Annotated in this window: 20 protein-coding genes; 5 read left to right on the top strand and 15 right to left on the bottom strand. The window is 68.1% G+C overall.

What is annotated here, in order from left to right:
• Positions 1-26: 26 nt before the first annotated feature.
• Together FHT32_RS31835 and FHT32_RS31830 are read left to right on the top strand one after the other, a co-directional pair.
• A complete protein-coding gene (locus tag FHT32_RS31835; RefSeq protein WP_176668546.1) occupies positions 27-488 on the top strand; it encodes a hypothetical protein in 462 nt (153 codons plus the stop codon).
• Between the two features lie 140 nt (positions 489-628).
• Complete coding sequence (locus FHT32_RS31830) at positions 629-925, top strand: hypothetical protein (RefSeq protein WP_176668545.1); 297 nt, start codon at positions 629-631, stop codon at positions 923-925.
• Positions 926-997: 72 nt separating this feature from the next.
• Here the strand turns inward: FHT32_RS31830 and FHT32_RS31825 are convergent, their stop codons facing one another.
• The 10 genes from FHT32_RS31825 to FHT32_RS31780 all read right to left on the bottom strand — a co-directional run bounded on the left by FHT32_RS31825 (position 998) and on the right by FHT32_RS31780 (position 13,803).
• Complete coding sequence (locus tag FHT32_RS31825) at positions 998-1,915, bottom strand: dihydrodipicolinate synthase family protein (RefSeq protein WP_176668544.1); 918 nt, start codon at positions 1,913-1,915, stop codon at positions 998-1,000.
• 16 nt (positions 1,916-1,931) lie between these two features.
• On the bottom strand, positions 1,932-3,680 hold the full coding sequence (locus FHT32_RS31820) for an IlvD/Edd family dehydratase (RefSeq protein WP_176668543.1): 1,749 nt from the start codon (positions 3,678-3,680) through the stop codon (positions 1,932-1,934).
• Positions 3,681-3,716: 36 nt separating this feature from the next.
• Entirely contained in the window at positions 3,717-4,745 is a 1,029-nt protein-coding gene (yjfF, locus tag FHT32_RS31815; RefSeq protein ID WP_176668542.1) for a galactofuranose ABC transporter, permease protein YjfF, read from the bottom strand.
• Complete coding sequence (locus FHT32_RS31810) at positions 4,742-5,788, bottom strand: ABC transporter permease (protein WP_176668541.1); 1,047 nt, start codon at positions 5,786-5,788, stop codon at positions 4,742-4,744. The genes yjfF and FHT32_RS31810 overlap by 4 nt, the downstream gene beginning before the upstream one ends.
• Complete coding sequence (locus tag FHT32_RS31805; RefSeq protein ID WP_176668540.1) at positions 5,785-7,311, bottom strand: sugar ABC transporter ATP-binding protein; 1,527 nt, start codon at positions 7,309-7,311, stop codon at positions 5,785-5,787. Before FHT32_RS31805 ends, FHT32_RS31810 begins: the two co-directional genes overlap by 4 nt.
• Before the next feature lie 10 nt (positions 7,312-7,321).
• Positions 7,322-8,539 carry a multiple monosaccharide ABC transporter permease gene (gene mmsB, locus FHT32_RS31800; protein WP_176668539.1) on the bottom strand — a complete coding sequence of 406 codons (1,218 nt, stop codon included), beginning with the start codon at positions 8,537-8,539 and terminating at the stop codon, positions 7,322-7,324.
• The gene (gene mmsA, locus FHT32_RS31795; RefSeq protein ID WP_176668608.1) at positions 8,526-10,094 is read right to left on the bottom strand and encodes a multiple monosaccharide ABC transporter ATP-binding protein; all 1,569 of its coding nucleotides are present in this window, start codon (positions 10,092-10,094) and stop codon (positions 8,526-8,528) included. The genes mmsB and mmsA overlap by 14 nt, the downstream gene beginning before the upstream one ends.
• A 2-nt stretch (positions 10,095-10,096) precedes the next feature.
• Positions 10,097-11,167 carry a multiple monosaccharide ABC transporter substrate-binding protein gene (chvE, locus tag FHT32_RS31790; protein WP_176668538.1) on the bottom strand — a complete coding sequence of 357 codons (1,071 nt, stop codon included), beginning with the start codon at positions 11,165-11,167 and terminating at the stop codon, positions 10,097-10,099.
• A gap of 139 nt (positions 11,168-11,306) precedes the next feature.
• Positions 11,307-12,272 carry an ABC transporter substrate-binding protein gene (locus FHT32_RS31785; RefSeq protein ID WP_176668537.1) on the bottom strand — a complete coding sequence of 322 codons (966 nt, stop codon included), beginning with the start codon at positions 12,270-12,272 and terminating at the stop codon, positions 11,307-11,309.
• Between the two features lie 76 nt (positions 12,273-12,348).
• Positions 12,349-13,803, bottom strand: a complete 1,455-nt coding sequence (locus FHT32_RS31780) for an aldehyde dehydrogenase family protein (protein WP_176668536.1) — start codon at positions 13,801-13,803, stop codon at positions 12,349-12,351.
• A gap of 148 nt (positions 13,804-13,951) precedes the next feature.
• Here FHT32_RS31780 and FHT32_RS31775 point away from each other — a divergent pair, with 148 nt between their 5' ends.
• A complete protein-coding gene (locus tag FHT32_RS31775) occupies positions 13,952-14,917 on the top strand; it encodes a LysR family transcriptional regulator (protein WP_176668535.1) in 966 nt (321 codons plus the stop codon).
• 24 nt (positions 14,918-14,941) lie between these two features.
• Here the strand turns inward: FHT32_RS31775 and FHT32_RS31770 are convergent, their stop codons facing one another.
• On the bottom strand, positions 14,942-15,715 hold the full coding sequence (locus tag FHT32_RS31770; protein ID WP_176668534.1) for an SDR family NAD(P)-dependent oxidoreductase: 774 nt from the start codon (positions 15,713-15,715) through the stop codon (positions 14,942-14,944).
• Positions 15,716-15,858: 143 nt separating this feature from the next.
• On the opposite strand from FHT32_RS31770, the gene FHT32_RS31765 reads away from it, so the two are divergent.
• Positions 15,859-16,809, top strand: coding sequence for an SMP-30/gluconolactonase/LRE family protein (locus FHT32_RS31765; RefSeq protein WP_176668533.1), 951 nt, complete (start codon positions 15,859-15,861; stop codon positions 16,807-16,809).
• 200 nt (positions 16,810-17,009) lie between these two features.
• Positions 17,010-17,957: a hypothetical protein gene (locus FHT32_RS31760; RefSeq protein WP_176668532.1), complete on the top strand. Its 948-nt coding sequence runs from the start codon at positions 17,010-17,012 to the stop codon at positions 17,955-17,957.
• Positions 17,958-17,990: 33 nt separating this feature from the next.
• Here the strand turns inward: FHT32_RS31760 and FHT32_RS31755 are convergent, their stop codons facing one another.
• The 4 genes from FHT32_RS31755 to FHT32_RS31740 all read right to left on the bottom strand — a co-directional run bounded on the left by FHT32_RS31755 (position 17,991) and on the right by FHT32_RS31740 (position 25,795).
• Positions 17,991-19,085 (bottom strand): aldose epimerase family protein, encoded by a 1,095-nt coding sequence (locus FHT32_RS31755; protein ID WP_176668531.1) that lies wholly within the window; start codon positions 19,083-19,085, stop codon positions 17,991-17,993.
• An 11-nt stretch (positions 19,086-19,096) separates the two neighbouring features.
• A complete protein-coding gene (locus tag FHT32_RS31750; RefSeq protein ID WP_176668530.1) occupies positions 19,097-20,035 on the bottom strand; it encodes a S9 family peptidase in 939 nt (312 codons plus the stop codon).
• Positions 20,032-24,801: a CapA family protein gene (locus FHT32_RS31745; RefSeq protein WP_256099238.1), complete on the bottom strand. Its 4,770-nt coding sequence runs from the start codon at positions 24,799-24,801 to the stop codon at positions 20,032-20,034. Before FHT32_RS31745 ends, FHT32_RS31750 begins: the two co-directional genes overlap by 4 nt.
• 115 nt (positions 24,802-24,916) lie before the next feature.
• A complete protein-coding gene (locus FHT32_RS31740) occupies positions 24,917-25,795 on the bottom strand; it encodes a LysR family transcriptional regulator (protein WP_176668528.1) in 879 nt (292 codons plus the stop codon).
• Between the last annotated feature and the right edge of the window lie 68 nt (positions 25,796-25,863).

Here is a 25,863-nt window from a genome sequence, read left to right as displayed (position 1 = left end):
AACCAGCTCACCTCAAGGAGTCATACATGAAAAGCAACAAGCGTTCGATGCTCTTCACCGTGCTCGCCGTCGGGGCGCTGACAGTCTCAGCCGCCGCCTCGGCCGCCCCGCCCAAGCGCGGCGACAGCACCTATCAGCAGGAACTCGCCGTCTGCGGCCACAACCAGCAGGACCGCGCAGCGTGCATCCGCGAAGCCGGCGCCGCACGCCAGGCCGCTGCACAAGGCGGCCTGACCAGCGCGCCCGACTACCGCGCCAATGCGCTCGCGCGCTGCGGCCTGCAGCAGCCCGCCGACCGCGCCGCCTGCGAGGCGCGCGTGCTCGGCAGCATGGGCAACACCACGGCCAGCGTGGACGGCAGCGTGATGGGCGGCGGCGTGATCCGCGAGTCGGTCACCACCACCGTGGTGCCGCTGCCAGCGCCAGCGCCCGTGATGGAGCCGCAGCCGATGCCCATGCCCCGGCCGATGCCGGCTCCCATGCGCTGATCGGCTAGCAGGCTTCAGCACGCAGGGGCATCGCCATTTCCACGGGGATGGCGATGCCCTTACTGTCATATTTCTGTCATAAAAGCCCGTGGGCTGCTAGCTATAGTTCCCGGTCCCTGCCTACCGAGGAACCCTTTTTCATGAATGCCATCAAGGTCGCTCGCCGATTCATCGAAACGGACCCGGCCAACGAATCGGCCAAGATCCTGGCCCAGCTCGTGCTGGCCCTCGAGTCCGAACGCAGCTTCGAACTCATCACCCTCTACGAACTCGACTACAAGAGCTTCCAGCTCGCCATGGACATCCTGAAGGAGTGGCGCCTGGACCGCTACTACGCCAGCAAGTCCAAGCTGTTCGACCTGTCGCTGCAGGTCAGCGAACTCGAAGAAAACGCAAAGGGTACGAAAGAAGCGAACCCCAGCGAAGCCAAGGCCTGAGCGGCCTCAGCTATCTGTCTCTGTTCAGCGCGGCGGTGCCGTCGCGCTGTCCTTCCCTCTCTTTTCTCTCCGCTACTTCCCCCAGCGCAGCACCAGCGGATCGAGTCGCTTGGCGGTTTCGATCAAGCCCGCGCGCGTGTCGGGGTGCATCGCCGGCAAGGGGTGCCGCGGCGCCTCGCAGGCGATCACGCCGCCTTCCTTCATCAGCGACTTGCAGGCCAGCAGACCCGCCTGGCGGTTCTCGTAGTTGATGAGCGGCAGCCACTGCTGATAAAGCGCAAAGGCCTTGTCGCGGTCGCCCGAGCGGTGCGCCTCGATGATCGGGCGGATGCCGTCCGGATAACCGCCTCCCGTCATCGACCCGGTGGCGCCGGCATCGAGGTCGGGCATCAGCGTGATGGCTTCCTCGCCGTCCCACGGGCCCTCGATCGCATCGCCGCCCAGGCGGATCAGCTCCCGCAGCTTCGATGCGGCACCGGGCGTCTCGATCTTGAAGTACGCCACCTGCTCGATCTCCTTCGCCATGCGCGCGAGGAACGGCGCCGACAGCACCGTGCCGCTGGCCGGCGCGTCCTGGATCATGATGGGAATGTCCACCGCGTCCGACAGCCGCGCATAGAACTCGTAGATCTGCGGCTCGGGCACGCGGAAGGTGGCGCCGTGGTAGGGCGGCATCACCATCAGCATCGCGGCGCCCATGTCCTGCGCGCGGCGGCTGCGCTCGGCACAGACCTTGGTGCTGTAGTGCGTGGTGGTCACGATCACCGGCACGCGGCCCTTCACGTGTTCGAGGATGGTGCGGGTCAGCACCTCGCGCTCCTCGTCGGACAGCACGAACTGCTCCGAGAAGTTCGCCAGGATGCAGATCCCGTCGGAGCTCGCGTCGATCATGAAGTCGACGCAGCGCTTCTGGCTTTCGAGGTCGAGCGCGCCCTGTTCGGTGAAGGTGGTGGGCACCACCGGGAAGATGCCGCGGTATCTGGGAGTCATGGTGTCTGGGAGTGGATCAGTGTGAATGGCGGGGAACGGCCGCGCCGCGGCAGCCGACCAGGAAGTCGAAGTCGCAGCCTTCGTCGGCCTGCAGCACGTGGTTGACGTAGAGCTTCTGGTAGCCGCCGCCGCGCGTGCTCATCGGCTGCTTGTCGGACGCGGTGAGCGAGGCCAGGCGCGAAGCGAGCTCCTCGTCGCTGATGTCGAGGTGCAGGCGGCCTGCATCGCAGTCGAGCTCGATCCAGTCGCCGTCGCGCACCGCCGCCAGCGGCCCGCCGTCAGCGGCCTCGGGCGCGACGTGCAGCACCACGGTGCCATAGGCCGTGCCGCTCATGCGCGCGTCGGAGATGCGCACCATGTCCTTGATGCCCTGGCGCAGCAGCTTCGGCGGCAGCCCCATGTTGCCGACCTCGGCCATGCCGGGGTAGCCTTTGGGGCCGCAGTTCTTCATCACGAGGATCGAGCTGGCATCGACGTCGAGGTTCTCGTCGACGATGCGCTCCTTGTAGTGCTCCAGGTTCTCGAACACCACCGCGCGCCCGCGGTGCTTCAACAGCTCCGGCGACGCGGCCGAGGGCTTGAGCACCGCGCCGCGCGGCGAGAGATTGCCGCGCAGGATGCGGATGCCGCCATCGGCGATCAGCGGCTTGTCGAGCGGACGGATCACCTCGTCGTCGAGGCTGGGCGCATCGCGCACGTTGTCCCAGAGCGACTGGCCGTTCACCGTGAGCGCCCCGGGGTGCGGTAGCAGGTTGGCTTCGCCGAGCCGGCGCAGCACCGCGGGCAGGCCGCCCGCGTAATAGAACTCCTCCATCAGGAAGCGGCCCGATGGCATCAGGTCGACGATGGTCGGCGTGTTGCTGCCGATGCGCGTCCAGTCTTCCAGCTCCAGATCGACGCCGATGCGCCCGGCGATCGCCTTCAGGTGGATCACCGCATTGGTCGATCCACCGATGGCTGCGTTCACGCGGATCGCGTTCTCGAAGGCCTCGCGCGTGAGGATCTTCGACAGCGTGAGCCCCTCCTTCGCCATCTCCACAGCGCGCATGCCCGACATCTGCGCGAGCACGTAGCGCCGCGCGTCGACCGCCGGAATCGCCGCGTTGTGCGGCAGCGAAGTACCCAGCGCCTCGGCCATGCAGGCCATCGTCGATGCCGTGCCCATGGTGTTGCAGGTGCCGGCCGAGCGCGACATGCCGCCTTCGGCCGAGAGGAACTGGTGCAGGTTGATCTCGCCCGCCTTCAGCGATTCGTGCAGCTGCCACACGGCCGTGCCGGAGCCGATGTTCTTGCCCTCGAGCTTGCCGTTGAGCATCGGCCCGCCGGTGACCACGATGGCGGGGATGTCGCAGCTCGCCGCGCCCATCAGCAGCGCGGGCGTGGTCTTGTCGCAGCCGGTGAGCAGCACCACCGCATCGACCGGATTGCCGCGAATCGCTTCTTCCACGTCCATGCTCGCGAGGTTGCGCGTGAGCATCGCGGTGGGCCGCAGGTTCGATTCGCCATTGGAAAACACCGGGAACTCCACCGGGAAGCCACCCGCCTCCGAGATGCCGCGCTTCACGTGCTCGGCGATCTTGCGGAAGTGCGCGTTGCAGGGCGTGAGCTCCGACCAGGTGTTGCAGATGCCGATGATCGGGCGGCCATCGAATTCATGGTCCGGGATGCCCTGGTTCTTCATCCAGCTTCGGTACATGAAGCCATTCTTGTCGGCCGAGCCGAACCATTCGGTCGAGCGCAGTTTCTTCGGAGGGGTGTCCGGCATGCGAGTTGTCCTGAGGGGAGAGAGAGGGGAAAAAGGTCAGCGCCGTGGCGTGCGCGACGTGAAGAAGCGCTGCAGCAGGCAGAACACGAACAGCAGCGCGCCGACGACGATGCGCGTCCACCACGAGCTCAGCGTGCCGTCGAAGGAAATGAGCGTCTGGATGATGCCCAGCATGAGCACGCCGAAGAGCGTGCCCGCCACGTAGCCCACGCCGCCGGTGAGCAGCGTGCCGCCGATCACCACCGCCGCGATTGCGTCGAGCTCCAGCCCGACCGCATGCAGGCCGTAGCCCGAGAGCATGTAGAAGGTGAAGATCACGCCCGCGAGCGCCGAGCAGAAGCCCGAGAGCGTGTACACGCCGATCAGCGTGCGGCGCACCGGCAGGCCCATCAAGGTTGCCGACTGCTCGCTGCCGCCGATGGCGTACACCGCTCGCCCGAACGGAGTGCAGTGCGCGAGAAAGATCGCCGCCAGCAGCACCACGATGGCGATCACCGCGCTGATCGACACCGAGGCCTCGCCCCAGATGGGAATGCGGATCTGCGAGACCTCCGAGTAGAACTCGTTGGTGATGCTGATCGAATCGATGCTGATGAGGTAGCAAAGCCCCCGCGCCAGGAACATGCCCGCGAGCGTGACGATGAAGGGCTGCAGCCTGAAGCGCTCGATGAGCACGCCCATGAAGGCGCCGAATGCCGTGCCCATCACCAGCACCAGCGGAATCACGATGCCGGGGCTCCAGCCGTGCTTCTCGACCAGCGAGGCCGACACCATGGTGGTGAGCGCGATCACCGATCCCACCGACAGATCGATGCCGCCCGAGAGGATCACGAAGGTCATGCCCACGGCCACGACGATGAGGAAGGCGTTGTCGATCAGCAGGTTGAGGAAGACCTGCGCCGAGAAGAAGCCGTCGTAGAACACCGAACCCAGCGTGGCCACCAGCACGAACAGCGAGACGGTCGCCGCCAACGGCAGATACTTGGGATTGAGCCCCCTCTTGCCCCCTCTCCCGCGCGCGGGAGAGGGTTGGGGTGAGGGTGCAGCCTCGATCACCGCGCTCATGCCTTCGCTCCTTCATGCGCCGGCCGTTGCACCAGCGTGCGAACCTGCGACCTGAACTCCGGCGACTGCAGCAGCATCACCACGAACACCACGCCCGCCTTCACCACCAGGTTGATCTCCGGCGGCACGCCCAGCGAGTAGATCGCGTAGGTCAGCGTCTGGATGATGAGCGCGCCGATCACGCTGCCCACGAGGCTGAAGCGCCCGCCCGTGAGCGCGGTGCCGCCCAGCGTCACCGCGAGGATCGCGTCGAGCTCGATGAGCTGGCCCGCGTTGTTGCCGTCCGCGCTCTTGACGTTGGAGCTGATGAGCAGGCCCGCCACGCCCGCGCAGGCGCCGCAGAAGGCATATGCGCCCACGATCAGCCGCCGCGCCTGCACGCCGGCCACGCGCGCCGCCGTCGGGTTGATGCCTACCGCCTGGATGAAGAGCCCGAGCGCGGTGCGCGTGATGGCGAGATACAGCAGCACGAACACCGCCCCCACGATGAACAGCGAGAACGGCAGCCCCAGCAGGTAGCCGCTGCCGAGGAAGAAGAAGGGCTTGTAGTAAATCGTGATGATTTGCCCGTCGGCGATCAGCTGCGCGATGCCGCGCCCCGCCACCATCAGGATCAGCGTCGCGATGATCGGCTGCATGCCGACCTTCGCCACCAGCAGGCCGTTCCACAGCCCGCACACCAGCGCGATGCCGATGGCCGCGAGGATCGCGAGCGGCATCGGAAAGCGGCTCGTGTCGCTGGACACCGAGCCGCCGATCATCCACGCCGCGAGCGCCGCTGCGATGGCCACCACTGCGCCCACCGAGATGTCGATGCCGCGGGTGGCGATCACCAGGGTCATGCCGAGCGACACCAGCACAAGCGGTGCGGCGCGGTTGAGGATGTCGACGAGGCTGCCGTAGAGATGGCCTTCGCGCCATTCGAGGTGCAGGAAGCTGGCGTTGAAGACGGTGTTCACCGCCAGCAAGAGCAGCAGTGTGACGATGGGCCAGGCGAGGCGGTGATGCATCGCGGCCGAGATAGGGTTCCTGGGGTTCGTCATGCCGCGGCAATCATTTCGTACACCTCGTCCTCGGTCGAGCCGCCCGGCAGCTCGCCCACCTTCTTCCTGTCGCGCAGCACCACGATGCGATGCGCCACGCGCACCACCTCGCTCATCTCCGAGGAGATGAAGATCACCGCCATGCCGGCCTTCGCCAGCCGCAGGATCTCTTCCATGATCTCCTGCTTGGCCGCCACGTCGATGCCCCGCGTGGGCTCGTCGAGGATTAGCAGGCGCGGCTCGGTCGCGAGCCAGCGCGCGATCACGGCCTTCTGCTGGTTGCCGCCCGACAGCAGCCCGATCGGCGTCTCGACACTCGCCGTCTTGATGCCCAGCGACGCGACGAACTTCTCCGCCATCGCCGTCTGCTCTGCATGCGAGAGAAAGCGCTTCGTGCCCAGCCGCGCCTGCAGCGCCAGCGCGATGTTCTCGCGCACCGAGAGCTCGGCGACGATGCCGTCCGTCTTGCGCTCCTCGGGGCACAGCGCCAGGCCTTCACGGATCGCGTCGGACGGATTCGAGAAACTGAGGCTGCGGCCGTCGACCTTGAGCACGCCGCGGTCCGGCGTCTCCAGCCCGAACAGCAGCCGCGCGAGCTCCGTGCGGCCGGCGCCGAGCAGGCCCGCGATGCCGACGACCTCGCCCGCGCGCACGCACAGGTCGGTCGCCTGCAGCTGGCCCGCCTGGCCCAGGCCCTCGATCTGCAGCAGCGCGGGGGCGGCCTCGTCGAACGAAGGCAGCGCGGCCGGCCTCGCCGACTGCGCCGCGAGCTCGCGCCCGAGCATCGCGGCGATCAGCGCCTGCGGCCCGAGGTCGGCCGCCTTCCACTCGCCGATCCATGCGCCGTTGCGCAGCACGGTGATGCGGTCCGACACCGCGTACATCTGGTTGAGGAAGTGCGTCACGAAGACGATGGCCAGCCCCTCGGCGCGCAGCCGCCGCAGCACGTCGAAGAGCTTCTCGACCTCGTCGTCGTCGAGGCTGGAGGTGGGCTCGTCGAGAATCAGCACCTTCGACGACACGCCCAGCGCCCGCGCGATGGCCACCATCTGCTGCACCGCCACCGAGTAGCTCGACAGCAGCCGGGTCACGTCGATGTCGAGCCCGATGCGCGCCAGCAGCTCCTCGGCGCGCCGGTTCACCGCGGCCCAGTCGATGCGGAAGCCCTGCGCCGCGCCCTTGCGCGGATAGCGCCCCGCGAACACGTTCTCCGCCACCGAGAGGTTCGGGCACAGGTTCACCTCCTGGTAGACGGTGCTGATGCCCAGCTTCTGCGCCTCCAGCGGCGAATGCGCGCGGATCGGCTTGCCCTCGAGCAGCATCTCGCCGCCGCTGGACGGCAGCACGCCCGTGAGCACCTTGATCAGCGTCGACTTGCCCGCGCCGTTCTGCCCCATGAGCGCGTGGATCTCGCCCGGATACAGGTCGAGCCGCACGTCGCGCAGCACCGGGATGCCGCCGAACTGCTTGTGGATGCCCCGGAGCTGGAGAACGGGGCCGGGGCTGGGGCTTGCGTCTGCCATGTGCCGTGCGTCACTTGTTCTTGTTGTAGACGTCGATGAACACCGCCGCCAGCAGCACCAGTCCCTTGATGACCTGCTGGTAGTCGATGCCGATGCCCAGGATCGACATGCCGTTGTTCATCACGCCCATGATGAAGGCGCCGATCACCGCGCCCATCACCTTGCCGACGCCACCCGAAGCCGAGGCGCCGCCGATGAAGCAGGCCGCGATCACGTCGAGCTCGAAGCCCAGGCCGGCCTTGGGCGTGGCGGTGTTGAGCCGCGCCGCGAACACGAGGCCCGCCAGCGCCGCGAGTGCGCCCATGTTCACGAAGGTGAGGAACGCGAGCCGCTGCGTCTTCACGCCCGACAGGCGCGCCGCCTTCTCGTTGCCGCCCAGCGCGTAGATGCGCCGGCCGACGGTGGTGCGGTTGGTGACGAAGTCGTACACCACGATCAGCACCGCCATCACGATCAGCACGTTGGGCAGGCCTTTGTAGGTCGACAGCAGGTAGCTGAAGAACAGGATGATGGCTGCGAAGAACAGGTTCTTCACGAGGAAGAAGGCGTAGGGCTCCTGCTCCATGCCGTGCGCCGCCAGCTTGGCGCGCCCGCGCATCTTGAAGAACACCAGCGCCACGGCGGCCAGCGCGCCCACGATCAGCGAGGTGGTGCGGAAGGCGTCGCCGCCCAGCGGGTCGGGAATGAAGCCCGAGCTCAGCCGCTGGAACTCCACCGGGAACGGTCCCACCGACTGCCCCGCCAGCAGCGCCAGCGTGAGCCCCTTGAACACCAGCATGCCCGCGAGCGTGACGATGAACGACGGGATCTTGCGGAAGGCCACGAACCAGCCCTGCGCCGCGCCGATGACCGCGCCCGCGAGGATGCTCACCAGCGCCGTCGGCACGAAGTGCCAGTCGTACTCCACCATCAGCACCGCCGCCAGCGCGCCGATGAAGCCGCACACCGAGCCCACCGACAGGTCGATGTGCCCTGCCACGATCACCAGCAGCATGCCCAGCGCCATGATGACCACGTAGCTGTTCTGCAGCAGCAGGTTGGTGAGGTTCAGCGGCCGCAGCAGCGTGCCGTCGGTCAGCACCTGGAACAGCACCATGATCGCGACCAGCGAGATCAGCATGCCGTATTCGCGCAGGTTGTTCTTCAGGAAGCCGGCATGCAGCTTCGCCGACGCCCCTTCCGCCACGGGCACGGCGGTCTTCACCGTATTGACTTCAGGCTGGGACATGAATCGAACTCCCCGAACTCACGATGGCATGCATGATGCGCTCCTGCGAGGCTTCTGCAGCCGGAAACTCGGCGACGAAGCGCCCCTCGTTCATCACGTAGATGCGGTCGCACATGCCGAGCAGCTCCGGCAGTTCGGAAGAAATCATGAGAATGCCCTTGCCCTCGCTGGCAAGCCTGTCGATGATGGTGTAGATCTCGTACTTGGCGCCCACGTCGATGCCGCGCGTGGGCTCGTCGAGGATCAGCAGCTCGGGCTTCGTGAAGAGCCACTTGCTCAACACCACCTTCTGCTGGTTGCCGCCTGAAAGGTTGACCACCAGCTGCTCGATGCCCGAGCAGCGGATGTTGAGCGCCTTGCGGTACTCGTTGGCCACCTTGAACTCGCGCCCGTGGTCGATCACCGACTTGTCGGCGATCGCATCCAGGTTCGCGAGGCTGATGTTCTTGCGGATGTCTTCCTCCAGCACCAGCCCGAGCCCCTTGCGGTCTTCGGTGACGTAGGCGATGCCGTGGTCGATAGCCTTGCGCACCGTGCTCACGTCCACCGGCTTGCCGTGCATGAACACCGAGCCGCTGATGCGCTGGCCGTAGGACTTGCCGAAGACGCTCATGGCCAGCTCGGTGCGGCCCGCGCCCATGAGGCCCGCGATGCCGACGATCTCGCCCTGGCGCACGTTCAGGCTCACGCCCTTGATCTGCTCGCGGTCGGCGTGCAGCGCGTGGTGCACGCGCCAGTCGCGCACCTCGAACACCGTCTGCCCGATCTTCGGGTCGCGCTGTGGGTAGCGGTGCGCCATGTCGCGCCCCACCATGCCGCGGATGATGCGGTCCTCGCTGATGGGCTGGCCGCGGCAGTCCATGGTCTCCACCGTCGCGCCGTCGCGCAGCACGGTGATGGAGTCGGCCACCTTGGCGATCTCGTTGAGCTTGTGCGAGATGAGGATCGACGCGATGCCCTGGCGCTTGAGTTCCAGCAGCAGCATCAGCAGCGCGTCGCTGTCGTTCTCGTTGAGACTGGCGGTGGGCTCGTCGAGGATCAGCAGCTTCACCTCCTTGGCCAGCGCCTTGGCGATTTCCACCAGCTGCTGCTTGCCCACGCCCAGGTCGGTCACCAGCGTGGTGGGCGGCTCCTTCAGGCCCACCTTGGCGAGCAGCTCGCGCGTCCTCGCATAGGCGGCGAACCAGTCGATCACGCCGGCGCCGTTGGCAAGCTCGTTGCCGAGGAAGATGTTCTCTGCGATGGACAGCAGCGGCACCAGCGCCAGCTCCTGGTGGATGATGATGATCCCGAGCTTCTCGCTGTCGGCGATGCCCCTGAAGCGGCGCTCCTCGCCCTCGAAGAAGATCTCGCCGGTGTACGAGTCGCACGGGTAGACGCCGCTGAGCACCTTCATGAGCGTCGACTTGCCCGCGCCGTTCTCGCCGACCACCGCGTGGATCTCCCCCGCGCGCACGCTGAGGTTGACGTTGCTCAGCGCCTTCACGCCGGGGAACGTCTTGGTGATGCCGCGCATCTCGAGGATGGCGCCGGCACCGTCGCTGCTGCCCTGCATGCTCACTTGATCTGGCTTTCCTTGTAGTAGCCGCTGTCCACCAGCACCTGCTTCCAGTTCGAGGCGTCCACGCTCACCGGCTTCAGCAGGTACGAGGGCACGACCTTGATGCCGTTGTTGTAGGTCTTGGTGTCGTTCACCTCGGGCGTCTTGCCCGAGAGCATCGCGTCCACCATCGACACGGTCACCTTGGCCAGTTCGCGCGTGTCCTTGAACACGGTGGAGGTCTGCTCCTTGCGCAGGATCGACTTCACCGAGGGGATCTCGGCGTCCTGCCCCGACACGATGGGCATCGGCTGCGAGGCCGAGCCGTAGCCCACGCCCTTGAGCGACGAAAGAATGCCGATGGACAGGCCGTCGTACGGCGACAGCACCGCGTCGACGCGGTCCTTGGTGTAGAAGGCCGACAGCAGGTTGTCCATGCGCGCCTGCGCCACCGCGCCGTCCCAGCGCAGCGTGCCGACCTTGTCCATGCCCATCTGCTTGCTGCGCACCACCAGCTTGCCGCTCTTGATGTAGGGGTCGAGCACCGACATCGCGCCGTTGTAGAAGAAGAAGGCGTTGTTGTCGTCGGGCGAGCCGCCGAAGAGCTCGATGTTGAACGGACCCTTGCCGCTCTTCAGGCCCAGCGCCGCCTCGATCGACTGCGCCTGCAGCACCCCGACCTGAAAGTTGTCGAAGGTGGCGTAGTAGTCGACGTTCTTCGAGCCCTTGATGAGCCGGTCGTAGGCGATGACCTTCACGCCCTTGTCGGCCGCCTTCTGCAGCACGTCCGACAGCGTCGTTCCGTCGATGGCTGCGATGACCAGCACCTTCGAGCCTTTGGTCACCATGTTCTCGATCTGCGCGAGCTGGTTGGGAATGTCGTCTTCGGCGTACTGCAGGTCGGTCTTGTAGCCCTTGTCCTTGAAGTACTTGACCATGTTGGCGCCGTCGGCGATCCAGCGCGCCGACGATTTGGTGGGCATGGAGATGGCGATCAGGCCCTTTTCCTGCGCGCTGGCCAGCGGCGAGAAGCCGACGATGGCCAGTGCGACGCCTGCGAGCGATGCCTTGAGGAAGTTGCGTTTCATGGTTCGATCCGTTTTTTTCAATGGGTGCTGTGTCTTTTCCAGGAACACCGCGGAACCGGCCTTGCCGGGCCGCAGGTGTTGCCCCCGGCGAGGGGGTTGGCGAAGCGGACACGAAGTGCCGCGCAGCCTGGGGGAGTACTCAATACTTTCGGTTGGGGAATTCCTTTGCCGCGACTTCCATCGGGAAGATGCTCTCGACCGTCACGATGCGCTTGGGCAGCGTCTTGCCTTCCTTGATGTCCTTCACCGCCTGCATCAGCTGCGGGCCGAGCAGCGGGCTGCATTCCACCGACACGTTGAGCTTGCCGGCGATCATGGCCTCGAAGGCGCCCTTCACGCCGTCGATGGAGATGATCACGATGTCCTTCGCAGGCTTCAGGCCGGCTTCCTCGATGGCCTGGATCGCGCCGATGGCCATGTCGTCGTTGTGCGCGTACAGCACATTGATCTTCTTGCCCTCGGCCTTCAGGAAGGCTTCCATCACCTCCTTGCCCTTGGCGCGCGTGAAGTCGCCGGTCTGCGAGCGGATGATCTTGAACTTCGGGTCGGCCTTGATGATTTCCTCGAAGCCCTTCTTGCGGTCGATGGCCGGGGCCGAGCCCACGGTGCCCTGCAGCTCGACGATGTTCACGTCGCCCTTCTGGTCCTTCATCTTCTCCACCAGCCAGCGGCCGGCCTTGCGGCCTTCCTCGGTGAAATCGGAGCCCATGAAGGTCACGTAGAGCGAATCGTCCTTGGTGTTGACGGAGCGGTCGGTCAACACCACCGGGATCTTCGCGGCCTTGGCCTCGCGCAGCACAGTCTCCCAGCCCGACTCGACCACCGGCGAGAAGGCGATCACATCCACCTTCTGAGCGATGTACGAGCGGATGGCCTTGATCTGGTTCTCCTGCTTCTGCTGCGCGTCGGAGAACTTGAGCTCGATGCCGGCCTCCTTGGCGGAGGACTTGATCGACTCGGTGTTGGCGGTGCGCCATTCGCTTTCGGCGCCCACCTGCGCGAAGCCGAGCACGAGCTTCTTCTGCGCGAGCACGGAAGCGGGCAGCATTCCGCCGAGCGCGGCGGCGGCCAGGGCGGTGTTGAGGGTGCGGCGATTCATGGTCATGGGAATGTCTCCTTCTTGATGATTCCGAGGATTTGCCTGTCGGCGTTGCTGTTGACGTACTGAAACCCCGTCCGGCTCAGGCCAGCATGTAGCCGGTCTTCACCGTCGTGTAGAACTCCGCGGCGTGGCGCCCTTGTTCGCGCGGCCCGTAGCCCGACCCCTTGCGGCCGCCGAAGGGCACGTGGAAGTCCACCCCCGCGGTCGGCAGATTGACCATCGTCATGCCGACCACGGCATGGCGCCTGAAATGCATCGCGTGCTTCAGCGAATTGGTGCAGATGCCCGCGCACAGGCCGAAGGGCGTGTCGTTGCACAGCGCGAGCGCCTCGTCGTAATCGTCGGCGCGCAGCACGCAGGCCAGCGGGCCGAAGATCTCCTCGCGCGCGATGCGGTGCGAGGGCTTGGCGAGGAACAGCGCGGGGCTGATGTAGTGGCCGGTGGTGGCGCGCTCCAGCGCTTCGCCGCCCCACACGTGCTCGGCGCCTTCTTCGCGCGCGGTGTCGACCCAGGCGAGGTCCTGCGCGAAGCGCTCTTCGTCGACCACCGGACCGATGTCGACGCCGCGCTCCAGCGCGTGGCCGATCTTCAGCGTCTTCAGGCGCTGGCGCAGCTTCGCCACGAAGGCGTCGTGCACCGCCGATTCGACGATGAGCCGGCTCGACGCGGTGCAGCGCTGGCCCGCGGAAAAATATGCGCCCTGCACGGCGCAGTCGACGGCACGGTCGAGGTCGGCATCGGCCAGCACCACCAGCGCGTTCTTGCCGCCGGTCTCCAGCTGCACCTTGGCGCGCCTCGCGGCCGCTGCCTGCAGGACGCGCTCGCCGTTGGCCATCGAACCCGTGAAGCTCAGCGCATCGACCAGCGGGCTGTCGACCAGCGCCTGCCCCACTTCGCGGCCGCTGCCCATCACGAGGTTGAAGGCACCGGCCGGCAATGCGGCCCGGCTGATGATCTCGGCCAGTGCCCAGCCGCAGGCCGACACCAGCTCGGCCGGCTTGAACACCACGCTGTTGCCATGGGCCAGCGCGGGCGCGATCTTCCAGGCGGGAACGACGAAGGGCGAGTTCCACGGCGTGATGAGCCCCACCACGCCCACCGGTTCGCGCGTGACATCGACCTGCACGCCGGCGCGCACCGAGGCCACGTTCTCGCCGCCGCCGCCGCGCATCGCTTCGCCCGCGAAGAACTTGAATATCTGGCCCGAGCGCGCCACTTCGGCCACCGCCTCGGCCAGCGTCTTGCCTTCTTCCCGCGCCAGCAGCAGGCCCAGGTCGTCCTTGCGCGAGAGCAGTTCGGTGCCGATGCGGTCGAGCACGTCGGCGCGCCGCTGCGGCGTGCTGTGACTCCAGTGGGGGAAGGCTTCCGTGGCGGCGCGGATGGCGGCCTCGGCCTGGCGGCGATCGGCACGTGCGTACTCGGCCACCACTTCGCTGGTGTCCGAGGGATTGGCGCTCACACCGGTGGTCGCGCTGGTTTCCCAGCGGCCGTTGATGTAGAGCCGCACGTTCTGATGGATCTCGCCGTGGATCACCGGGGCGTGGACCTTGTCTCTGTTGTTCTTGAAGTGCCCCCAGTCTATGTATAGATTTGATATCGATCCAATCGTTTTTTGAGCAAAATGGATATCGATCGCCGGATTCTGGAAAACCCGGTCAATCCTTTGTTTGAAGTCCAGAGACATGACCAACTACAACCACTGGTTCATCCGCGCCCGCCTCAAGACCCGCCAGTTGCTGCTGCTCGTGGCCCTGGCCGAGGAAGGCAACATCCACCGCGCGGCCCAGGTGCTCAACATGACGCAGCCGGCCGCCTCCAAGCTGCTGAAGGACCTGGAAGACGTGCTGGAGGTGCCGCTTTTCGAGCGCCTGCCGCGCGGCATGCGGGCGACCTGGTACGGTGAGACCATGATCCGCCACGCCCGCGTGGCGCTCGCGAGCCTGAACCAGGCGCACGACGAACTCACCGCGCTCAAGGCCGGCCGCTTTGGCCAGGTGAACGTGGGCGCCATCACCGCGCCCGGCCTCACGCTGATGCCGCCGGCCGTGGCGATGGTCAAGCGCGAGCAACCCGACCTGCGCGTGTCGCTGGAGATCGAGACCAGCCCCGTGCTGCTCGAGCGGCTGGAGCAGGGCAAGCTCGACATCCTCGTGGCGCGCCTGTTCGCCGAACACGACAAGTCGCAGCTGCGCTACGAAGCCCTGAGCGAGGAGCCCGTGTGCGCGCTGGTGCGACCCGGCCATCCGCTGCTGGGCGTGAGCGGCCTCACGCTGCGCGACGTGGTGAGCGCAGGCTGGATCGTGCCGCCCGCGGGCAGCGTGCTGCGCCACCGCTTCGAGCTGATGTTCCAGGAGGAAGGCCTCGCTCCGCCCACCAACACCATCGAAAGCCCGGCCCTGCTCTTCATCACGCGCATGCTGCAGCAAAGCGACATGGTCGCCGTGCTCGCGACCGACGTGGCGCGCTACTACGCATCGCACGGCATCGTGTCGCTGCTGCCGCTGGACATGCCCTGCCACATGGACGCCTTCGGCATCATCACCCGCACCGACCGGCTGCTGTCACCGGCGGCGAAGGTGATGCTGAAGGCGCTGAAGACGGCGAGCGTCAGCGTCTACGGGCGCAAGCTGGAGATGGAGATCGACTGACCGGCAACCGGGCGGGCCGCGGCTTCAGGTCCAACCGGCGTCGACGGTGAACTCCTGGGCCGTGCACATCTTCGCGTCGTCCGATGCGAGGAACAGCACCATGCGCGCGATGTCTTCGGGCATGAGCTTGTCGGGCAGGCACTGGTTGCGCTTGAGCGACTGCTCGCCCTCCTCGTCGAGCCACAGCTTGACCTGACGCTCGGTCATCACCCAGCCGGGCGAGACGGTGTTGATGCGGATGCGGTCGCGGCCCAGGTCCACCGCGAGGCCGCGCGTGAGACCGTTCACCGACGACTTCGCGATCGCGTAGCAGGGGTAGCCGGAGCCCTTGGTCTGCCAGCCCGTGGAGCCCAGGTTGACCACCGAGCCGAAGCCCAGGCGCTTCATGCCCGGCACCACCGACTGGATGGCGAAGAGCGCGGGACGCTCGTTGATGGCCATGCGGTTGTCGTAATAGTCGGGCGTGACCGATTCGAGCGTGTGGCGGTCGTCGCTCGCCACGTTGTTGACGAGCACCGCGAAGTCGCCGAGTTCGGCGGCCGCGTCGGCAATCGCCTTCTGCAGCGCGGCGATGTCGCGCACGTCGCAGGTGCGCCACCACGGCGCGGCATGGCCGGCATCCTCGATCTGCTTCGCGAGCGCCGCGCTGGCGCTTTCGGCAATGTCGACGAAGGCCACGCGGGCGCCCTGTTCGGCGAACGCCGAAACGATGCCCGCGCCGATGCCGCTGCCTCCGCCGGTGACGAACACGGTGCGGCCCTTGAGGCTCGGATGGATGGAAAACTGGGGGGAATTCAAGAAAAGTCTCCGAGATGGGAATCCAAAGGCATTGCAATACAGATATCAATCAATGCCGCTATTTTAAATTTCGGTTATCAATATGCCTTGATACCATCCGCCGCGTCAAGACGACCGACAGACACGAACAGGAAAGAAGACCAATGAGCCAAGAGACAAGCAGCCCCGTTCCCCCCGTCCCCCCTTCTCCCTCTCCTTCCGTCATCGGCCAGGCCGAGTGCATCTGGCCCGCCGGCGCGAACCTCGGCGAAGGCACCATGTGGTCGCAGCGCGAGCAGGCGCTGTACTGGATCGACATCCTCACGCCGCGCCTCTTCCGCTACGACCCGGCCACCGGCGCGCAGCGCACCTGGCACTTCGACGAGGAGATCACCGCCATCGCCGAGCGCGCATCGGCTCCCGGCCTCTTCGTCACGCTGCGCCGCGGCTTCGCGCTCGTCGACACCACCGCGCCCGGCGACGAGGCGAAGCCGCGCTACCTGCACCAGCCCGAGCCCGAGCGCACCGGCAACCGCTTCAACGACGGCAAGTGCGACGCGCGCGGCCGCTTCTGGGCCGGCAGCATGGACTTCGACTGCAAGGCGCCCACCGGGGCGCTCTACCGCTACGACGCCGACGGCCGCTGCACAAAGCACGACGACGGCTTCGAGGTGACCAACGGCCCGACCTGGTCGGCCGACGGCCGCACCATGTACTTCAACAACACGGTGCTCAACAACCTCTACGCCTACGACTTCGACATGGAAGCCGGCACCGTGTCGAACCGCCGCGTGTGGCACCGCTTCCCCAAGCCCGACGGACTGCCCGACGGCATGACCACCGACGCCGCAGGCCGCCTGTGGATCGCGCACTGGGGCGGCTCCTGCGTGACCTGCCACGACCCGGTGAGCGCGGCCGAACTGTGCCGCATCGCCATACCCGCGAGCCACGTCACAGACTGCGCCTTCGGCGATGCGGACCTGCGCACGCTCTACATCACGACCGCGCGCAACGGCCTCACGCCCGAGCAGGAAGCGGCCGAGCCTTTGGCGGGCGGCCTGTTCAGGGTGCGCATCGACAGCCCCGGCGTGCCGGCGGCGCTGTTCGCGGGCTGAGCAGAAACGATACTCGGCGTCCTTCATCACTACACCCGCGCATCGGCTCCGGCGGCGGCATCCACGCATCGAACATGGCAGCGCTTCTTTCTTCCTACATCGGCAATCTCTTTTCCAGGGTCTTCGCGGGAGACGCACCGCCGCAGCATGCGACGAAGGGGCGGGCGGGCATCCATCCTTGGCTCCAGGTCGGAGAGCGAGTGAATGTCGACGTGCTGGCGGACGGCAAGGCCATCGCGAGGCTGGAGCACACGGCGACGGTGCCGGGGCTGAAGAAGCTGCCATCGCTGGTGTTCGAGCTGCCGGAGAACCTTCGTCGGCTCGAGCTGCGCGGATCGCACGTCGATGCCCAGGGCAAGGCCACCTCGTTCAAGCGGCGCTGGTCGGTGCTCGACATGGCCCGCATCTCCCACCCTCTCTACGACACGGCCCGGCCGCTGGTCGAGCGCATCCGCGCCTTCGCCGAACTCTCCGGACTGGTGGAGGTCGGCGACGCCCATCTGCCTGCCGGCACCAGCGCCGAGGCTGTGCTGCTCGAAGCCGAAGCCCGGCTGGGCACCACGCTGCCCTCGCCGCTGCGCGCACTGCTGGCCGAAGCCGACATCCGGATCGACAACTCGTACTTCGTGCAGCCCCATCGGCTGCAGACGGCCGAAGGCCTGCTGCTCGGCCCCGGCGGATACGGCGACGGCAACGGTGACCTCGGCGTGCTGCTGCCGCATTCGGTCCTGGCGCGCTACCGCCGCAGCGTGGCCGTATTCGTGGAGATCGGCGACGGCCTGGGCGCCCTCGCTTGGGATCCGCAGGGCGTGGTCCCCGGCGAGCCGCCCAACGCCCCCGGCGACCAGGACAACCCCGGCGCGCGGCCCGCGACGCCGAACGAAGGTGTCTGGTACTGGCTGCACCAGGAGCACATCGCCGAGCCCGCACTGCTGCTGGACGACGGCTATCAGCCGCAGACGGCCGAAGCGGCACTGACCCACGTGTTCAAGCGCCTCGCCCTTTCTCAGGCTGCGTCGCCCGAAAGCGAAGAGCAGCTGCTGGTCGACACGGCACACCCGCGCAATCTGCTGCAGCTGCACTTCGACGAGCCTCGAAAGCCGCGGCTGCGCTTTCGCAGCTACGACCACCACTACAGCCTCTATTGACCTGCGATTGCATGTGCAATCGCGAAGACGGCATCAACCCATCAGCGAGAACCGATGCTCCGTCGCGCTGTGGAAGCGCTCGCCGGGCCGCAGCACTGTTGAAGGAAAGTCCGGGCGGTTCGGCGAATCGGGAAAGTGCTGCGTCTCCAGGCACAGCCCGTCGCCCTGCCTGATGCTCGCGCCCGCGCTGCCGAAGAGGCTGCCGTCGAGGAAGTTGCCCGAGTAGAACTGCACGCCGGGCTCGCTGGTGTGCACCTCCATCACGCGGCCCGAGGCATCGTGCTCCAGCCGCGCCGCGAGCGCGAGGCCCTGCGCGGCACCGGTTCGATCGAGCACCCAGTTGTGGTCGTAGCCATGGGCGCGCAGCAGCTGCTCATGGCCTTCGCGGATGCGCTCGCCGATGCGCGTCGGGGTGCGGAAGTCGAAGGGGGTGCCGGCCACCTCGGCGACGTCCAGCGGGATCAGCGTCGCGTCCACCGGGCAGTAGCGGCTCGCGGCGAGCGTCAGCCGGTGGTCCATCACCGAGCCGCTGCCCGCGAGATTGAAGTAGTCGTGGTGGCTCAGGTTCAGCACCGTGGGCCTGTCGGTGGTGGCGCTGTAGTCGATGCGCCATGTGTTCGCCTTCGTGCTCAGCGTGTAGCGCACCGCGAGCCGAACTTCTCCCGGGTAGCCCTCTTCTGCGTCGGCACTGGTGTTGCTCAGCTCGATGGCGATGGCATCGGCGCCTGCCTGCTGCGCGGAGAGCGGCTCGATCTCCCAGTAGCGCTTGCCGAAGCCCGTTGCGCCGCCGTGCAGGGAATTGGGGCCGTCGTTCAGGCCCAGCTGGTGCACCTTGCCATCGAGCGTGAAGCGCCCGCCCGCGATGCGGTTCGCGTAGCGCCCGACGATGGTTCCCAGGTGCGGATGCGGCCCCAGGTAGTCGGCCAGCGAAGGCAGGCCCAGCACCACGCTGTCGCAGCGCCCCTGCCGGTCGGGCACGCGCAGCGCGGTGACGATGCCGCCGATGTTGATGGCGCTCAGGCTCAGGCCGAGGCCGTTGTCGAGGGTGTATTCGGTGACCACGCGGCCGTCGGGCATGCGGCCGTACTCGCGCGAGGCGATGCTGCTTTTCTGTTCTTGATTGCTCATGTGTCTGGTGATCAGGGAAGGAGTGACTCGCGCGCGCACTGCGAGGCGGTGCGCAGCGCGATGCCGTCCTTGAGGTCATGGAAGTCGGGCGGCTCGGCCGCGTGGGTGCGCAGCTCGATGCGGTGGCCGGCCTTGGTCACGGCATCGGCAAAGCGCTCCTGCAGCACGAAGGGCGTGTTGCGGTCCTCGCGGCTGCCTATCAGCACGATGCGCCGCGCCGGGTCGCGCGCGATGCCGCCCACGTGGTCGAGCGGGTCGTAGAACTGCGTGCTGCCTGTGGTGTCGGTGCGGCCGTCCTTCGAGCGGCCCAGCATGCGCGCGCGCTCCAGCAGGCCGTAGGCGCCCGAGGTGAGCACCGCGCAGGCCACGCGCGTGCGCCCCATCGTGAGCAGCGCGGCTCCCGCGGTGGCGCCGCCGCTGTGGCCGACGATGACGATGCGCTGCAGCCGGTGGCGCTGCATGAGCGCGTCGAGCGCCGCATCGAGCGCGTGGAACTCCACGAGCTGGCGGCGCTTGCGGTGGTCGCCCGAAGAGCCGTACGTGCCGGGCCGCGCCACGAAGATCCACGGCACGCCGGCGCGGTCGCGGCTGCGCTGCGCGTCGAGCGTGCGCAGCTCTTCGGTGTTGCCGGGAATGCGCGTGGGCGCCTGGTCCATCACGCCGTCGCGGTCGCCCGAGAACTGCACGATGGCGATGCGCGCGCCGTCGATGTCGTCGCTCGCGAAGTAGCGGATGCACGACGGCCCCTCCGCGGCCTGCACCCACAGGAAGCCGTTGCGGTCGGGGCAGAGGCTGCGGTCGGCGGGCTGGTTCCAGTACAGCACCTCGTCGGCGCCGGCTGCGAAGACGCGCGGCACGTCGGGCCCGGTGCGCTGGGCGCAGGCGGTCTGCGCCAGCGCGACGAGCAGCAGCACGAAGCGCAGTCTTCGAAGCGTGCGCAGCAGCCTCATAGGCTTTGCAGGAGCCCCGGGATGCTGCCGAAGTCGGAGCCGACGCGGTCGCCCTTCACCAGCACGAGGTCGCCGTTGCGCAGCACGCCGCCGAGGTAGAGCGCGAGCTGCGCGGCATCGTCGAAGTGCGGCCCGAGCAGCTCGGCAGGCACTTCCTCGCGCAGCCAGCGCATCTCCTCGCCGTGCGTCACGAGGTGCCCGATGCCCGAGGCCAGCAGCGGCGCGGCCAGGCTGCGGTGCATGGCCTCGGCATCCTTGCCGAGGTTGACGATGCGCCCCAGCACGCCGATCTTGCGCAGCACCGGGCCGTTGTCCGCGCGCTGCCAGGTGCGCACGAAATCCATGGCGTTGCGCATCGACATGACCTCGGCGTTCCAGCTGTCGTCGATCAGCGTGGCCTGCACGCCGGCCTGCGTGCGCAGCGCGCGCACCTGCATCACCGATGCCGGCAGGCGCACCCGCGGCATGCGCGCGCAGGCGGCCTCGCCGTCGAAGCCCATGGCCAGCAGCGCCGCGAATGCGAGCAGCGAATTGCGCACCAGCCCCGCGCTTTCGACAGGGAACAGGTACTCGTAGATGCGTCCGGGAACGGCAACCCGCACGCGGCAGCCACCGCCGGGCTCGGGCCGCGCGTCGAGCATGCGCACGTTGGCGTCGGGGCCGCTGCCCACCACCCAGATCGCGCCGGCCGTGAGCGCGGCGGCGTCCACCACCTGGCGCAGGCAGGGAATGTGGTCGGGCACGATCGCCACGCCGCCGGGCTCCAGCCCGAGGAAGATGCGCGACTTGTAGGCCGCCGTGAGCTCCAGCGTCGATGCCTGCCGGGTCTGCGACAGGCCGATCTCGGTGACGATGGCCACGTGCGGACGAGCCACCAGCGAGATCGGGCCGCGGTCCATCCACAGGCCGCTCTGCGCCATCTCCAGGATGCACACGTCCACGTCGGGCCCGAGGTTCGCGAGCGTGGCCGGCACGCCGACGCGCGAGTTGTAGTTGTCGATGGTGGTGTGTACCCGCGCGCGCTCGGGCAGCAGGTCGCGCAGCATCGCGATGGTGGACGACTTGCCGACCGTGCCGGTCACGCCCACCACCATGCCCTTGTAGCGCGCCCGCGCCGCGGCGCCCATGGCGATCATCGCGGCGATGGGGTCGTCCGCCTGCAGCAGCGGAAAGGCCGGGTCGAGCCCTTCCACCGGATGCGCAACCACCGCGCCGGCCAGCGCGGAGTGCAGCCGCGGCAGTTCGAGATGGCGGTCCCAGTTGTCGGCGCGCGGCTTGCTGTAGCTCTCGTGCACGGCCAGCGTGCGGTAGTCGGAGGCGATGAAGAGCGAGGGCCCGGGCAGGAGCGACATGTGCAAGGGCCCGCGTACCACCGAGTTGGCGAACCAGCCCGGCGGCGGCTCGACCAGCCAGCGCCCGCCGGTGACGCGCTGCAGTTCCTCGGCGGTCCACACGGGCGCGGCTTCGGGGCCGGCACCGGGGCGGTCGGCCGAGAGCACCGGCGCCGGACGCTGCGGCAGCGGCACGGGCGCATCGGGCACGCGCAGCCCGCACCACAGCGCGAGGCGCCGCGCGGGCGGCAGCCCGGGCCATTCGCCGCGCAAGCACACCTCGATCTGCAGCACGTCGCTTTCGAGCAGCCCCGCGCGCGGCGGGCGCAGCCCGTAGCGGTCGCGGTAGATGCGCCCGGGCTCCCAGCGGCTGGTGGGCCACATCCAGTCGCAGGGATCGTGGTCCATGCCCTCGCCCCACGGCGGCATGCGCTTGCTTCGCATCGGTAGCGCGCGGAAGTGCAGGCGCAGGTCTGCGGAAACGGGCGCGTCGGCGCTCCAGAAGGATTCGACCCACAGCATGCGCCGCCCGACGATCTGCCGCGGCACGCAGCGCAGCCCCACCAGGCGCAGGGGGCCGAACTGCAGCGGCGCGATGCGTGCCTCCGCGGGCACCTCGTCCACCAGCCATTCGGGCCGCGGCGCCGGCAGGGGCGCAATGGCTGGAACAGGCTGAACGTGCCGTGCGCCGGCACCGGCCGGGTCGGCATGGAACGCGGGCCGCTCGGGCGGCGACAGGCGAACCGCGCAGCGACCGTCCGGCAGCTGGCTCATCCGCGTGCCGAGCGCGAGGCACTGCGCGGCGAAGCGCTCGCTCAAAGCGCGCGCCTCGTCGCCTTCGAGCTGCCGCGAGAAGCCGAAGCCCACACCGACGGGCGTGAACCTCACTTCCTCCACGCCGCGCGGGCTCAGCTTCAGCGTGAACACGCCGGAGTCGCCGAAGTCGTTGCGCACCGAGTCGAAGAGCAGGTCGCCGGCGTCGTGCAGGATGGGCCTGCCCTTGTGGATCTCGATGCCCTGCAGCACGTGGGCCGAAGTGCCGAGCACCGCGTCGGCACCGGCATCGACGATGGCATGGCCCACGGCAATCTCGGCCGGCGACGGTTCGGTCTCGAGGTTGGCGCCCCAGTGCACCGCCACCAGCACCACGTCGGCCTCGCGGCGCGCGGCCTCGATGCGCGGCGCGAGCGTGGCGGTCCATGCGGCGGGGTCTTCGAGCGGGAGCCATGCGGCGCCCGCGCGCGTGGCGGTGGCGGCAAAGCGCGGCTGCGTGGCATCGAGCGAGAACAGCGCCACGCGCACGCCGCCGGCGCGGCGGAAGGCCGGGCGCAGCGCTGCCTCCAGCGTGCGGCCGGTGCCGGCCTGCGCGATGCCCGCGACCTGCAGCAGGGCGTGCTGCTCCATCAGCGCCTCGGGGCCGTAGTCGCCGCTGTGGTTGTTGGCGGTGGCCACCATGCCGATGCCGGCCTCCGTCAGCACCGCGAGCATCTCGGGGCGCGCGCGGTAGTAGTAGGGGCCGGTCTCGTCCTTGTCCACGCCCTGCTCGCCGACGGTGGCGACCACGCATTCGAGGTTCACGATGCCCAGGTCGGCCTCGCGCAGCGCGGTGATGTCGCCGAGCATCCTGTGCGCACCGCCGAGGTCCTTCAGCCGGTAGTGCTGGCGGCGCGCAAGGTTCACGTCGCCGCCCCATGCGACGGTGCCCGTGGCGCCGCTCACGGCATCGGCATCCGCATCTGCTGTTGCGGCGGCCTCGCCCGCCTTCAGCATGCGGTGGTAAGCCACGTAGCCCGAGAGGTAGTGCTCCACGTCGTCGATGCGCACGCGGAAGCTGTGGTGCTTGATGAAGAACGAGCCCGCGATGCGCGCCGGGTTGCGGAAGAACATCGCCAGCTCGGGCCAGAAGTGGCCGTTGGCGAGGTAGCGCGCGCGGTACTCGAGCGCGCGGTCGAAGCGGTCGCGATCGAGCCCTGCCAGCAACGGGCGCAGCTCTGGGTCGGCCTCCAGCCGCAACACCATGTCGCGCGCGGCCATCATCAGCTCGAGCAGCGTGGGGAAGGTGGTGATGCGCTCCAGCACGAAGTCGAGATACCCGGCCACGTTCTGCAGGCCGAAGCGGTAGTAGCGCAGCTCGGGCCGGTAGCGCGTGAGCTCGTTGACGCAGTAGCTCAGCCAGTGGTCGTGCGCGCGCCAGTGCTCGGCGGCGATGAAGTGCTCGAAGGCCTTCTCCACCACCGCGAGCCATCGCGCGTCGCGCGTGAGGCCGTACAGGCGCATCAGCCCGAAGGCGGCCTCGCCGTCGTAATAGATGACGCGGAACCTGTCCTTCACGTCGAGCGCGGGCGCATTGAGCACGTGCACGAAGCTGCCGGTCTCCGGGTCCTGCATGTGGCGGATGCCGAGCGCGAGCTGCTCCAGCAGCGGCAGGTATTGCTCGTCGCCGGTGAGCTCGGTGTACTTGACCAGCGCGAGCAGGCACACCGCATTGCCGCCGAGCTTGATCTCGTTGCCGATGTCCAGCAAGTAGGCCGCGCGCGTGCCGTCGGGCAGGTTGGCCGGGCGGATCAGCGTGCCGGTGAGGAAGGCCAGCGAGCGGTCGATGGCCGCCTTCAGCGTGTCGTTGCGCGTGAGCTCCCAGGCCTCCAGCATCGCGTAGGTCGAGCTGGCGTGGCGCAGCGTGTTGTAGGTGGGAATGGTGCGGTCGAAGCAGGGGAACCAGCCGTAGTGGAACTCGCCCGTGGGCTTGACCTGTTCGGCGAGGTAGTTGCCCGCGTCGTCGATCAGCGCATGCACCTGCTGCGCGTTCCAGTCGTTCAGTTCGCGAAAGCCCGCGGCCTGCCCTTCGGCGGTGATGGGCCACGCGCCCTTCGCGTCGACGTACACGGCCCGCGTGGTGAAGCACCACACCGGAGCAGCGTCGTCCGAAGGAAAGTCGAGCTCGCGGCCGAAGCGCCGCCGGGTGTGCAGGCGCAGGTTGCCGGTGTTGGGCTCGGCATGGTCCACGTCGCCGTTGTAGAGCACGGCGCTGCCGTGCATTTCCTGCGCGAGCAGGGCGAACTCGAAGTTCGCGTCGAACGCAATGCCCTCGTTGAAGTAGTTGCGCTTGGTCTGCGCGAGCCTGGCCTTCAGGTCGCCCCAGCGCATGGGCACGACCTTGTCGACGATCTCCGCGCGCAGGCGCTGCGGCGGCTGCGCACCTCGCCTGGCCTGCGTGGCGATGGCTTCGGCGGCGGCGTGCCATGCAGCTTCGATGTCCGCGCCGCGGCCCGAGGCCACGCGGGCCCGGCTGCCGTCCTCGCCGATGGCGAAGAAGACCACGCAACCCGCTTGCGCTGTGGCCGCAGCCGCGGCGGGCATCGCGCCCGCCTGGTCCGCCAGGGCCTGCCTGGCGCGGTTCAACAGATCTGCAAGAGGATTCTTCGCGTCGTGATTCATGCAGCCGCGAATCATGACAGGCCCCGGCACGGGCCGCCATCCCGTCAATCCATGGGACCTCGGGCGAGCCTGACCGTTGGCTGACCGCACCCCGGCCGCCACGCGAGGCGCAGCCTCAGGCCCAGGCCTCCATCACGGCCTCTTTCACCGCCTCGACCGCGACGGCGCGACGGGCACCGGCCGGCGCGACCCAGCACAGCCACGTGTGCGAGCGCCAGCCCTTCCAGATCGCGAGCTCGCCGTTGCGCTCGCCCTGCTGCGCCTGATCGAGCCGGATCAGCCCCGCGCCCATGCCGCTGGCGACCATGCTGCGAATGGCGCTTTCGCCGTCGGCCGTGCGGCCCTGGCGGTACTCGCGGCCTGCGCCCGAGAACAGCTTCTCGATATGCACGCGCAGGATGCATGAGGGCGGCGTGCCGACCCACGGCAGGTTCGTGAGCTCGTCGAGCGACAGGTCGGGATGCGCCTCGGCCACCGGCGGCGGCAGCGCCACGACCAGGTCGACCGCGCCCAGGCGGTGCAGCTCCAGCCCCTCGATGTGCTCCGCGTCGCTGAGCACGTAGGCGCAGTCGAGATCGCCGCGCTGCACGGCCGAGAGCGTCTCGTACGACAGCCCCTGCTTGAGCTGCAGCGTCACCTGCGGATGGCGCTGCGCCAGCTTCACCAGCACCTCGCCGAGCCGCAGCGCGACCGGATCGACCACCGTGCCGAAGCGCACCACGCCCTGCGCCGCGCCGCGCAGCTGGTCGGCGGCCGAGCGCATGCGCATCGCGGAATCCAGCGTGCGCTCGGCCTCGTCGAGCAGGCGCACGCCGGCCTCGGTGAGCGACATGCCGCGCGGCGTGCGCTCGAACAGCTTCACGCCGAGTTCGTCCTCCAGCGCCTTGAGCTGGGCGCTCACCGCGGGCGCGCTGGTGAACACGCGCTCGGCGGCGCGGGTCAGGCTGCCCTCGCGGGCGATGGCAACGAAGGTCTTCAGTTGGTAGAGCTCCATGGCTGCCGATTGTGAGCGCCGGCGCCGAAGGAGTCCGTTCGCTTTTTTGGAGCCCCCTGTCCAAAGAT

The sequence above is a fragment of the Variovorax sp. SG517 genome, from assembly GCF_013376045.1.
In the GTDB taxonomy this organism is placed as follows: domain Bacteria; phylum Pseudomonadota; class Gammaproteobacteria; order Burkholderiales; family Burkholderiaceae_C; genus Variovorax.
The sequence above is the reverse complement of the archived record's forward strand: the minus strand, read 5'-3'. Positions and strand labels throughout refer to the sequence as shown.